Genomic DNA, 10814 nt, shown 5'->3' with positions numbered 1-10814 from the left:
CAACCAACTTGAATGCGTTGATGCGGTTCGAAGCTCTGCGCAAGGCTTCGACAGGCTCAGCCCGAACGGCTGGTTCAAGTTCAAAGGTGCCGACTCAATAACCGCCTTTTTGCCCCATAGCTCGGCTATGGGGCTGCAAATTCGGCAAAAACTGTCCTCGCTGGGGCCGATTTTCGCTTTCGACGCTCCAAGTCCGACAGGCTCCTAGCAAATGCATCCAACTGCCGTTTTTAGGCTGAAATGCTGACATCGGCAGGCAGCCAAAGGGCGGTTTCCTGCTGTGGGCTGGCGTAGCCGGCCCTGCCGCGCACACCAACACCGCGTTGTAGCGGCGACACGGTGGATTGATACACTACCAGGCCGGTTTTGACCGTACACACAAGAACCAGGAAATGCAAAGCCACAGGGCGCAGCATGCCGTGCGCGCAAGTGCCTGGACCAGGCGCTCGAGCCGCCCGTCGCTACCTCGCCCGGCCCTCCCATCCGTTTGTCGCACATCACGCTGTTTACGCTGCTCCCGTCAGGGCAGCAGCGCCAGATTGCAGCGTTGCCATGCGTGGATGCCCCAGGGTTTGTGGCGCCCCAAACACCGATCTGCAAGGACCCTCCATGACCCATTCCCCACCCCAATTTCGCCCGCGCCTGCTGTGGGTGCTGGCGCTGAGCGCTGCCCTTACCGGGTGCGCCACCATGCAAAGCCACGACAAGCTGACCAACGACATGCAAAGCGCTGGACGTAGCGGTGGCATCCCCGCCGCGCTGGCCAGCCTGGAGAGCACCGCCAAGACGCAAGAAGAAAAAACGGCGCTGCTCTACAACCTGGAACGCGGCGAGCTTCTGCGCATGGACCGCCGATACCCCGACAGCACCAGCGCCTTTCTGCTGGCCGACAGCAAGGTCAAGGAATGGGAAGACACCGCCAAGTCCAACCCCAGCAAACTGATGGGCAACGTGGGCGCAGCCCTGGTGAGCGAGCGCCTGAAGGTCTATGAAGGCCAGGACTACGAAAAGGTGTGGTTGACGACCCGTCTGGCGCTCAACCGCATGGCGGTGGGCGACTTTGAAAACGCCCGCGTGGACATCAAGCGCACGCACGAGCGCGAAGCCATCATCGCGGAGTTCCGCGCGAAGGAAACCCTGGCGGCCGAAGACGAAGCCAAGTCCAAAGGCGCCACGTCCAGCGGCAAGGAGCTCAACGGTTACCCGGTCGAGACCCTCAATGATCCCGAAGTGCTGGCGCTCAAGAACGGCTATTCCAACGCCTTGAGCCACTACCTGGCGGGGTTCCTGTACGAAATGCTCAACGAGCCCGGCCTGGCAGCGCCTGGCTACCGCAAGGCGATCGAACTCAAGCCCGGCACCCCGGTGCTCGAAGAAGGCCTGCGCGGCCTGGATAACCGCACCGGCTTCACCTGGAAACGCCGCCAGCGCATGACGGACGTGCTGTTCATTGTCGAAGCGGGTGATGCCCCTGCGCGCAAACCCAAGGCGTTCACGATCCCGGTCCCCACGGGCAGCGGCATGGTCACGGCCAGCATCTCCTACCCTGTGATCGAGCCCTCGCGCGACCCGCTGCTCACCACGCTGTCGGCCGCTGGCACGGAGCTCAAGCTGGAAAAGGTGGTGGACGTGAACGTGATGGCCCGCCGGGCCCTCAAGGACGAAATGCCCGGCATGGTGCTGCGCGGCTTCACCCGCGCCGTGGCCAAGGGCGTGATGCAAAACGAGCTGCAAAAGCGCGGCGGTTTGCTGGGAGGCATCGTGGGCGCGGTGGCATCCGTCGCCACCGAGCAGGCTGACGACCGCATGTGGCGCATGCTGCCTGGCCGCGTGTACGTGGCCCGCGGCTACTTGCCGCCTGGCGAGCACGTCATCACCGTCAACGGCCGCCAGCTGCCGCAACCCATCAAGATCAACGGCCAGTACGCCCTGGTGCCGCTGCGCATGTACGAAAACAGCGTGCTGACCGGCGATGTGGCCATGCTGGGCCAACTGCCCGCCGTGGCCGCAGCGCAGCCTGCGCCTGCCGCACCTGCTGCTGCTGCCGAACCCGCAGCGCGCACCACCTCGTCTAGCCGCGCTGTACCCAAGACCATGGTCAAGCCCGCCGCGACCAAGCCAGCGGCAGCACCTGCTGCCTCCAAGCCCGCGGCCGCCCCTGCTGCGAAAAACTGACCTTGCAGCGCCCCCGTTTCGGAAAAAATGACAGGAGCCTTTGGCATGAAAAAAAACCGATTTGTCTCTGTGGCCGCCGCTGCGACTCCCGCGGTCGCCTGCGCGGCCCTGGTGCTGGCGCTGGCCACCAGCGCTCACGCCCAGCTGCACGACCCTGCCACACCGCTGGCCGTGGCCAGCAAGATTGCGCTGCGCGGCGAAGCCAACAGCATTGCCGTGCGTGAAATGCGCATCGTGCGCAAGAACGATATCTTGGTGGTGCAGGCCGATATGGCCAACATGGGCCGCACCGACCGTACCGTGTTCTACCGCTTCAAGTGGCTGGACAACGTAGGCAACCAGGTGGGCGATGGCGAGTCGTGGAAGCAGATGAGCGTGCTGGGCCTGGGCCAGCAGACCGTCAAGAGCGTGGCCCCGACCAGCGCCGCAGTAGACCTGCGCCTTGAGATGAATGTCGAGCCGCGTTGAGGCGCTGCCATTGCCTGAACAGAAAAGCATCCGTTCACTGAGCGCAGTCGAAGCACCGCGCAAGGCTTCGACAGGCTCAGCCCGAACGGCTCCAGAAATCCGACCGCCTACCCGCAACAGGAGTTGAATCCATGACCCGAAACCCCATCCAGCGCACTGCGCTCATCCTGGCTTTTGCGGCCAGCACCCTGGCCCTGTCGGCCTGCCAGAACCTGTCGTCGCCCACCGTGCGCTTTGACCGCCAGGTCAACTACGGCGATGCCAAGGCCGTCGAACTGGTCACCAATGAATTCGGCTCCACCGACCTGCAGATGATTGCCGAGAAAATGACCGGCGGCCTGCTGGAAACCGGCATTTTCCAGGGCCGCCCCACGGTGACGATTTCCACCGTGAAGAACAAAACCAGCGAGTACATCGACACCACCAACGTGATGAACTCGATCCAGACCTCGCTCGTCAAGTCGGGCAAGGTGCGTTTTGTGCGCTCCATCAACGAGATGCAGGCCGGCGTGGACGAGCTGCAGCGCCAGAACCAGAGCGGGCTGTACAAGCAGGGCACCACCGCCAAGGTCGGTCAGATGACGGCGGCCAAATACAGCATGGAAGGCGAGCTGACCAGCATCGTCAAGCAGAACAACACAACCAAGGATGTGTACTACAAGTTCACACTCAAGCTGTTTGATGTGCAGGAAGGCACGATCGAGTGGCAGGACGAAAAAGAGATTCGCAAAACGAGCAAGCGGTGAAGCAGGACATCCCCCTGAGGCGCTGCGCTCCTTCCCCCTTCTCTCGGCTTCGCCGGGAAGGGGGACGACGCCCTCGCGGCGGGGCGGCCCTTGCTCGGCGTCCCGCGCCTCAGGCGGTGGCAGTTTTTACCGGCATGGGCCACAGCCTGTGCCATTTGATTTTTGAATTCCCGTGATGGAGACGGCATTTGATCTCCCAACAACCGTTCGGGCTGAGCGAAGTCGAAGCCTTGCGCAGCGCTTGGACTTCGCTCAGTGAACGGGCTGGAAAGGTTTGATGCCGTCTCAACAGCTCGAAAGGAGCACACCATGCAACGCAGAACCACATTGCACACGGCCCTGGCCGTGATCGCGGCCACCACGCTGGCCTGGGGCACTACCGCCCATGCACAGCAGCCGGGCGCCGCGCCCCGCATCGCCGTGACCGACCTGGCCTACGCCCAGCGCGTGTCCGAGTACTTCATGGCCGGCACCTACCAGCGCAGCAGCCAGATGAGCGCGCAAGGCAGCCACAGCGGCGGCCACAGCCAAGGCCTGTATGGCGGCAGTGGCTCGTACTCGGGCCAGCAGTCCATGCAGGCATCCGAGCAGGCCAGCGGCACCTTTGTGGCCGGACGCTACAGCTACATCGAGCAGCGCGAGCTGGGCGGCTACACCAACGATATCAAGGGCGCCATCCTGCAGGGCACCTACTTCCGCCTGGTGCAGGGCAAGGGCTTTGATGCCGGCAAGCCCCAGCCTTCCAAGGCCGAGCAGGTGCTCAACCAGGTGCAAGGCGGCAAGATGGCGACCCCGCAGGCGCAGCCGCAAGTCAAGGATGTGGTCACCCGCATCAAAAAAGGCGAGTTCAACGGCGCCGACTACGTGCTGTTTGGCGTGGTCTCCAGCATCGAGTTCACCGATGCGCTCTCGCCCCTGCAAGGCACCACCAGCGCCACGCGCCAGTACGGCTTGCAGCTCCTGGCAGACTTCTCGCTCATCAACACCAAAACGTACGAAATCAAGGCTGCGTTCTCGGCCCAGGGCGAGGGCAACGACACCAAGATTCTGTCGATCCGTGGTGACATCGCCCCCCCCAACCGCGCCAAGGTCATGCGCGAGACCTCACTGTCGCTGGCGCAGGATGTGTACCAGCAGCTTGCCATGCAACTGGGCTACACCGACGCCAACCTGGCGCGTGGCGTGCGCCCGCCCGCGGTGTACCAGCAGGGCGGCCAGCCCATGCCCGCGCCGCAGCCGCAGCAGCCCGAGCAGGTGATCATCCTCAGGTGACCATGGGGCTGTTGCGCAGCGGCGGGTTGCACCGCACGGCCCCGGCTGCCAGTGCAGCGCCCTGCCGCAAGGCCAGCCCCGTGCTGGCCTTTTTTCTGGGCGCGCTGGTGTTCGTGAACGGCTGCAGCGTGACTGAGCCCCGTCCTGCGGCCCCGCAGCCCTTGGCCACCGAACTGCCCGCTGCGTTGGGCGCGTGGCGCGTGGAGCAACTGCCGGGCGAAGCCGGTGCCAGGGTGGCCGTGCTCGCCCGGCCTGAACGCACGGCCCCCGCGCGTTTTCGGGTGATCGTGGTGCCAGGCTCCGGCTGCGCGGGCATGGGCCCGCTGGCCGAGCGCTACTTTGCGGGCTTGCTGCACGCCCAGGTGCTGGTGCTGCACAAGCCCGGCGTGGACCCGTTCGCCCGCACAGCCCCGGGCGACTGCGCGCGCCGGTTTGTCCAGCAAGACCGCCTGTCCACCTGGCTGGCCCACGCCCGCGTTGCCCTGCAGGCCGACGCGCTTGCGCAGCAAAACCGGGGGGCGGCGGCACTGCCTCAGGTGCTCGTCGGCATCTCCGAAGGGGCCGAGCTGCTGCCGGGTCTGGCGCCCCACGTGCCCCGCCTTGCCGGGCTGGTGCTGCTGTCGGCCAGCGGGCTGGACCCACGGGAGTCGGGTGCCTTGCAGGCGCAGCGGCTGGGTGCAACTGCCGACTGGGAGGCCCTGGGTGCGATGGCTGACGGTACGTTGCCCGACAGCACGATCGTGCAGGGCAGGAGCCTCGGCTACTGGCGCGACCTGTGGCGCTGGCCTGTGGCCGAGCCTCTGCTCGATGGGCCCTGGCCCATCGTCCAGGTGTGGGGTAGCGACGATGCACTGGTTCCCGCTGCGGCGTATGAGCGCTTTGCCCAGCTGGCGCACCAGCGCAGGGCAGGGCATGGGCCCACTGCCTGGTGCGCGCGGCGCATCGACGGCGCAGACCATGGGCTTGAGCGCAAAGCCTCGCCCGGGCACGCCGCCATCGATGGCGTGCAGCTCGTCTGGGCATGGCTTGAGCAGTGGGCGCGCGCCCCGCACGCGGGGGTGTGCGCGCCATTGCAGCGGGGTTAGGCACAAGGCTTAAGACGGCACCTTTCGGCAGTAGCAGTACACGAACTTTTGTACTGTTCCGAACGGTGTGTGATGTTCTTCGCGCTGATGCTGGACAAGGGAAAACGGAGAACCGAACTCAGCGTGTAGCTGGTTTGGACCATACCGCATGACTGGCAAGCCACTGCAGTGGAGCGGTCCGTCTTCGGCAAAGGTTGCGACGATGATGTGACCGCCAGGTTTGACGGATCGAAGCACCGTCTGAACATATGCCTCCCGATCTTTTTTGCTCGTTAGGAAGTGAAAGACTGCTCGGTCGTGCCAAACGTCAACGGCGTGCACAGGAAGCTGGACTTGTGTAATGTCTCCTTCGAGCCATCGCACTTCATTGGCTCGTTGGCCAAGGCGTGCCCTGGCTACTGACAGCGCGGCTGCTGACAGATCAAGCACCGAGACTGCGCAATAGCCACTTACCAGAAGATCGTCTACGAGTGTTGAGGCTCCGCCTCCAACATCCATGATTTCCGCTGAGAAAGGAACGCCCGTCCCTCGAATGAGCCGCATCGACTGCTCTGCGTGTTGTTGAAACCAACTGACGGTTTCGGTCTTCTTGGTTGAGTAGACGTGTTCCCAGTGATCTTTAGACTGCATCCTGACTCCTGCGAAGTGTGTAGCGGGTCTAACTTATGAATGGTACTCCCCCGTCCCGAACCCGCCGCAGTGGGGCAAACGGTAACTGGGTGCCATGATGGGAAAGGCGGTTTTCATCAACTCATCCAGAAGGGGAGGTCAGGCCGATTTTGTATGTGTGTATCGATCTCGCCAAGAACGTGTTTGCGCTCCATGGCGTCAATGAGGTGGGCAAGGCCGACTTGGCCTGGTCGGCATCGATAGCCCGGCTGTTGGCAGCAATACGACACGTCTTGCGTCCCATCCCGATCCGCACGACCACCACCTCGCGAGGGTTATGCAGGTTGTCTTACATTGGGTAACTTTCCGGCTGTCGGGAAAAAAGTTCAGGCGTTTCACACAAATGGACTGATCTCTCAATATTTTCCCCTGACTAGCAGATACGATCGAAGGAGCCCGATACGCATCTTGGAGGAGCGCCTTGAAACCACACATCATCAAGCGTAACAATGTCAACGTCCACGGCAGCCAAGGGCCTGTGCTGATGTATGCCCATGGGTTCGGGTGCAACCAAAATATGTGGAGCCGGATCACGCCAGCCTTTGCGGCCACCCATCGCCAGGTGCTGTTTGACTATGTGGGCAGCGGGCAGTCCGAGCTTTCCGCCTTTGATCCGCAGCGGTATGCAACGCTCGCTGGCTATGCACAGGATGTGCTGGATGTCTGCGATGCGCTCGAATTGGAACGTGGTGTGACCTTTGTCGGCCATTCGGTCAGTGGCAGCATCGGTCTGCTGGCCTCCATCGCGCGTCCCCAGTTGTTTGATCGGCTGGTTCTGCTGGGGCCTTCGCCGTGTTTTCTGAATCATCCTCCCGACTATCTGGGCGGGTTTGAGCGCGAGGACCTCGAGGGCTTGCTGGCGCTGATGGAGCAGAACTACATGGGCTGGGCCAACTATCTGGCGCCGGTGGTGGCCGGGAGTTCGGGCGAGCAGGTCGCCGGAGAGCTGTCCAGCAGTTTCTGCTCTACCGACCCGCGGGTGGCGAAGGTGTTTGCGCGTGCCACTTTCTTCGCCGACAACCGTGCCGATCTCGCTCGGGTGACCTGTCCCAGCCTGATCCTGCAGCATCGCAACGATGCACTGGCCCCGATGGGGGTGGGCCAGTTTCTCGCGGACCATCTCGCACAGAGCGTGCTGCGCGTGCTGGACGTCTCGGGGCATTGTGCCCACATGAGCGACCCGGCCCTGGTGATTGAGGCCATGCAGCAGTATTTTGCGGCGACGACCATGACGCATACCGCGTCTGCGCATTAGGCGTTAGCGGCGCTCAGCACTTGACGGCCTGGCTTTTACCCCCTGACTTTCGCGTCCCATGCTCTCCATGAACGAACTCCCCTGTCCCGTCCTCGTCACGGACATGTGCGGGACCATGCTGGCGCTGAACCTGCCTTTGCGCGAGCTGGTGGGGGCGTCGCATGTGGACGTCGAAGCGCAGTCGATGGATGTTCTGTTCCCCCCTGCGAGTCGCATCTTTTTGCAAACCCATGCGTGGCCCACCCTGTTGCGTGACGGGCGGGTCACCGAGATTCACCTGCATCTCATCGACACCCGGGGCCAGCGCATTCCCGTCATGGTCAATGCCCAGCCGGGGGTATGGAATGGCAAGCCTGCGTGCTTCTGGGTGCTGTTCGTCGCGCAAGAGCGCCACCATTTTGAAAATGCCCTGTTGCAGGCCAGGCGCGATGCGGAAGGCTCTGCTGAAGCGTTGGCGCAGAGTCAGCGCTTCATCCGCAACGTGGCCGACACCATTCCGGGGCAGGTGGCTTACTGGGATGCTGAACGACGTTGTCAGTTTGCCAACAAGCATTACCTGGATTCCCTGGGGCAGTCTGAAGATGCGGTGCTGGGCCAGCCAGTGCACCTTGTGGTTTCCCCCGAACTGCTGGCGCAGTCCATCGGGCACATCGATGCGGTGTTGAAAGGCGAGCCCCAGGAGTTCGAGCGCACCTTGTCCTTGCCTGACGGTGCAACGATTCATTCGCTGGTTCAGTACGTGCCGGACGTGGTGGACGGGCAGGTCAAGGGCTTTTTTGTACAAGTCAGTGACATCACCCGGCTCAAGCAAGTGGAGAGCGCGCTCAGGACATCGCAGGCCTTTTTGCAGCGCACGGGAGCCCTGGCAGGTGTGGGCGGCTGGGAGCTGGACCTGCAGACCGACCGGCTGCTCTGGTCTGAAGGCGCTTGCGACGTCCACCGCCAGCCCCCTGGCTTTCAGCCGCGGCGTGAGCAATGGCTGGCGCTGTACTGCGCTGACTCGCGCCGGCGGATAGAGCAGGCCTTGACCGACGCTGTGGAGCGCACAGAGGCGTTTGACATCGAACTGGACCTGCCGCACCCCGACGGCATGGTTCACAGCGTTCGTGCGGTGGGAATGGCCGAGGGCGGGCCGTACGCCAAGGCAAAGCGCCTGGTGGGCGCGTTTCAGGACGTGACCGAGCGCCGCCGCATGACCCGCGAACTGGAAGGGCAGCACGAGCTGCTGCGCGTGACCCTGCAGTCCATCGGCGATGCCGTCATTACCGTGGATGCCGCTGAAACCGTGATGTGGTTGAACGCGGTGGCCGAGCGCATGACGGGCTGGACGGCCGACCAGGCGCGGGGGCAGCCTCTGGCGGAGGTGTTCCAGATCGTCGACGCAGGGACGAGGCAGCGGATGGACAGCCCGGTGGTCGCCTGCCTGGCGCGCCGCGAACCTGTGATCCCGGGCCATCAGGCGATGCTGATATCGCGTGGCGGAGCCGAGTTCGGGATCGAGGACACCGCCGCGCCCATCCGCAATGACCTGGGCGACGTGTTCGGCGCGGTCCTGGTGTTTCGCGATGTGACCGAGCAGATCCGCCTGTCGGGCGAGATGGATTACCGCGCGACCCACGATCTGCTTACCGGTTTGTTCAATCGCGCGGAGTTCGAGTCCCGCCTTCAGGCGCTGTGGGCCCGCGCCCGGCGTGACGGCTCCACCCACGGCCTGCTGTTCATCGACCTGGACCAGTTCAAGCTGGTCAATGACACCTGTGGACACGCGGTGGGAGACCACCTGCTGCAGCAGGTGGGCCGGCTGCTGGCCGACACCGTGCGCACACGGGACACGCTGGCCCGCCTTGGGGGCGATGAGTTCGGCATCCTGCTGGAGGACTGCGACCCCGACCAGGCGCAGCAGGTGGCCCAAAAGATTTGCGACCGCATGAACCTGTTCCGTTTTGAGCACGAGGACAAGCGCTTTCGCATCGGGGTCAGCATCGGCCTGGTGCCCTTGGACTCCCGCTGGAGCAGCACGGCGGCACTGCAGCAGGCAGCGGACACGGCCTGCTATGCGGCCAAGGACGGCGGCCGCAACCGCGTGCATGTGTGGTTTGATGCCGATGCAGCCGTCAGCGCGAGGCAGTTTGAGGTGCAGTGGACCTCGCGCATCGAACACGCGCTGGACACGGATGCTTTTGTGCTGTTTGCCCAGCGCATCGTGGCGCAGCGCAGCGGCACGGCCGGACTGCACGCCGAGGTGCTGTTGCGCATGAAGGCCGAAGATGGTTCTCTGGTGATGCCAGGCGCCTTTTTGCCAGCGGCCGAGCGTTTTCACCTGGCCTCCCGCATTGATCGATGGGTTCTTGAGCATGTGATTCTGTGGCTGCGGGCGCAGCCCTCCATTAGTGAGCTGCAAACGCTGAGCGTCAATCTGTCGGGGCAGTCGGTGGGTGACCGGGCGTTTCATGCCTGGGCTGACGAGCAACTGCAGGCGGCCGGCCCGGCGATTTGCGCCAAGCTGTGCCTGGAGATCACGGAAACCGCGGCGGTCACCAACCTGACGGATGCGGTGGCCTTCATCGAGCGGGTGCGCGCAGCGGGCGTGCGTGTGGCGCTCGACGACTTCGGGGCGGGCGCGTCTTCGTTTGGCTACCTCAAGAATCTGCCGGTGGACTACCTGAAGATCGATGGGCAGTTCATTCGCGATCTGATGACCGACGCGCTGGATGATGTGGCGGTGCGCTGCTTTGTGGACGTGGCCCAGGTGGTGGGGGTGCGCACCGTGGCAGAGTTTGTGGACCAGCCCGCCGTGCTGGCCCGGCTGCAGGTGATGGGCGTCGATTACGCGCAAGGCTACCTGCTGCATCGCCCCGAGCCCCTGTCCGTCCTTTTTCAAACCTGGAGTGGGCTGGGCCAGCCGCCCAAGCACTGACGCTCGCGCCGCTCCTTCGCGCCCCATGCGGACAAAGTTGGCGACAGGGGCTGCGCTGTGGAAGGCGTTGAACAAATCGTGCGGCGGCCTAGTGTGCTGTCCCGCAAATACGTGAGCAAAGTCGATGCAGCTTTTCAAGGATCGAATCGGCGGTGGCAGTCCATGTGAAGGGCTGGCAGTTTGTGTTGTGCGCGGCGACGAAGTGGTCGATGCGCTGCACAAGCTGC

9 protein-coding genes and 1 pseudogene are annotated in these 10814 nt (G+C 63.8%); 8 read left to right on the top strand and 2 right to left on the bottom strand.

The genetic code is table 11. The annotated features are described in order from the left end of the window. The 6 genes from ACK543_RS00170 to ACK543_RS00145 all read left to right on the top strand — a co-directional run. Positions 1–208 (top strand): hypothetical protein (locus tag ACK543_RS00170; RefSeq protein WP_409940859.1); only part of this gene is annotated, 208 nt, incomplete at its 5' end. Positions 209–609: 401 nt separating this feature from the next. Next, positions 610–2175: a COG3014 family protein gene (locus ACK543_RS00165; RefSeq protein WP_409940858.1), complete on the top strand. Its 1566-nt coding sequence runs from the start codon at positions 610–612 to the stop codon at positions 2173–2175. A 45-nt stretch (positions 2176–2220) separates the two neighbouring features. Further along, positions 2221–2643 (top strand): YcfL family protein, encoded by a 423-nt coding sequence (locus ACK543_RS00160; RefSeq protein WP_409940857.1) that lies wholly within the window; start codon positions 2221–2223, stop codon positions 2641–2643. A 131-nt stretch (positions 2644–2774) separates the two neighbouring features. Next, on the top strand, positions 2775–3389 hold the full coding sequence (gene lpoB / locus ACK543_RS00155) for a penicillin-binding protein activator LpoB (RefSeq protein ID WP_409940856.1): 615 nt from the start codon (positions 2775–2777) through the stop codon (positions 3387–3389). A 309-nt stretch (positions 3390–3698) separates the two neighbouring features. Continuing rightward, positions 3699–4661, top strand: a complete 963-nt coding sequence (locus ACK543_RS00150; RefSeq protein ID WP_409940855.1) for a hypothetical protein — start codon at positions 3699–3701, stop codon at positions 4659–4661. A 2-nt stretch (positions 4662–4663) separates the two neighbouring features. After that, positions 4664–5746 carry an alpha/beta hydrolase gene (locus tag ACK543_RS00145; RefSeq protein WP_409940854.1) on the top strand — a complete coding sequence of 361 codons (1083 nt, stop codon included), beginning with the start codon at positions 4664–4666 and terminating at the stop codon, positions 5744–5746. Positions 5747–5755: 9 nt separating this feature from the next. On the opposite strand, the gene ACK543_RS00140 is transcribed toward ACK543_RS00145, so the two are convergent. After that, the gene (locus tag ACK543_RS00140) at positions 5756–6376 is read right to left on the bottom strand and encodes a class I SAM-dependent methyltransferase (protein WP_409940853.1); all 621 of its coding nucleotides are present in this window, start codon (positions 6374–6376) and stop codon (positions 5756–5758) included. 460 nt (positions 6377–6836) lie between these two features. Here ACK543_RS00140 and ACK543_RS00135 point away from each other — a divergent pair, with 460 nt between their 5' ends. Together ACK543_RS00135 and ACK543_RS00130 are read left to right on the top strand one after the other, a co-directional pair. Further along, entirely contained in the window at positions 6837–7670 is an 834-nt protein-coding gene (locus ACK543_RS00135; RefSeq protein WP_409940852.1) for an alpha/beta fold hydrolase, read from the top strand. Between the two features lie 67 nt (positions 7671–7737). Continuing rightward, on the top strand, positions 7738–10587 hold the full coding sequence (locus ACK543_RS00130; RefSeq protein WP_409940851.1) for an EAL domain-containing protein: 2850 nt from the start codon (positions 7738–7740) through the stop codon (positions 10585–10587). A gap of 88 nt (positions 10588–10675) precedes the next feature. Here ACK543_RS00130 and ACK543_RS00125 read toward each other — a convergent pair. Then, a pseudogene (locus tag ACK543_RS00125) lies at positions 10676–10814 on the bottom strand (IS630 family transposase); the annotation flags it as partial.

Origin of the sequence: Acidovorax sp., assembly GCF_046341535.1 — a bacterium.
In the GTDB taxonomy this organism is placed as follows: domain Bacteria; phylum Pseudomonadota; class Gammaproteobacteria; order Burkholderiales; family Burkholderiaceae_C; genus Acidovorax.
The sequence above is the reverse complement of the archived record's forward strand: the minus strand, read 5'-3'. Positions and strand labels throughout refer to the sequence as shown.

What these genes read in the sequence shown, in the direction of transcription:
- ACK543_RS00165 (WP_409940858.1), top strand. Translation starts at nt 610, where the DNA reads ATGACCCATTCCCCACCCCAATTTCGCCCGCGCCTGCTGTGGGTGCTG.
- ACK543_RS00160 (WP_409940857.1), top strand. Translation starts at nt 2,221, where the DNA reads ATGAAAAAAAACCGATTTGTCTCTGTGGCCGCCGCTGCGACTCCCGCG.
- lpoB (WP_409940856.1), top strand. Translation starts at nt 2,775, where the DNA reads ATGACCCGAAACCCCATCCAGCGCACTGCGCTCATCCTGGCTTTTGCG.
- ACK543_RS00150 (WP_409940855.1), top strand. Translation starts at nt 3,699, where the DNA reads ATGCAACGCAGAACCACATTGCACACGGCCCTGGCCGTGATCGCGGCC.
- ACK543_RS00145 (WP_409940854.1), top strand. Translation starts at nt 4,664, where the DNA reads ATGGGGCTGTTGCGCAGCGGCGGGTTGCACCGCACGGCCCCGGCTGCC.
- ACK543_RS00140 (WP_409940853.1), bottom strand. Translation starts at nt 6,376, where the DNA reads ATGCAGTCTAAAGATCACTGGGAACACGTCTACTCAACCAAGAAGACC.
- ACK543_RS00130 (WP_409940851.1), top strand. Translation starts at nt 7,738, where the DNA reads ATGAACGAACTCCCCTGTCCCGTCCTCGTCACGGACATGTGCGGGACC.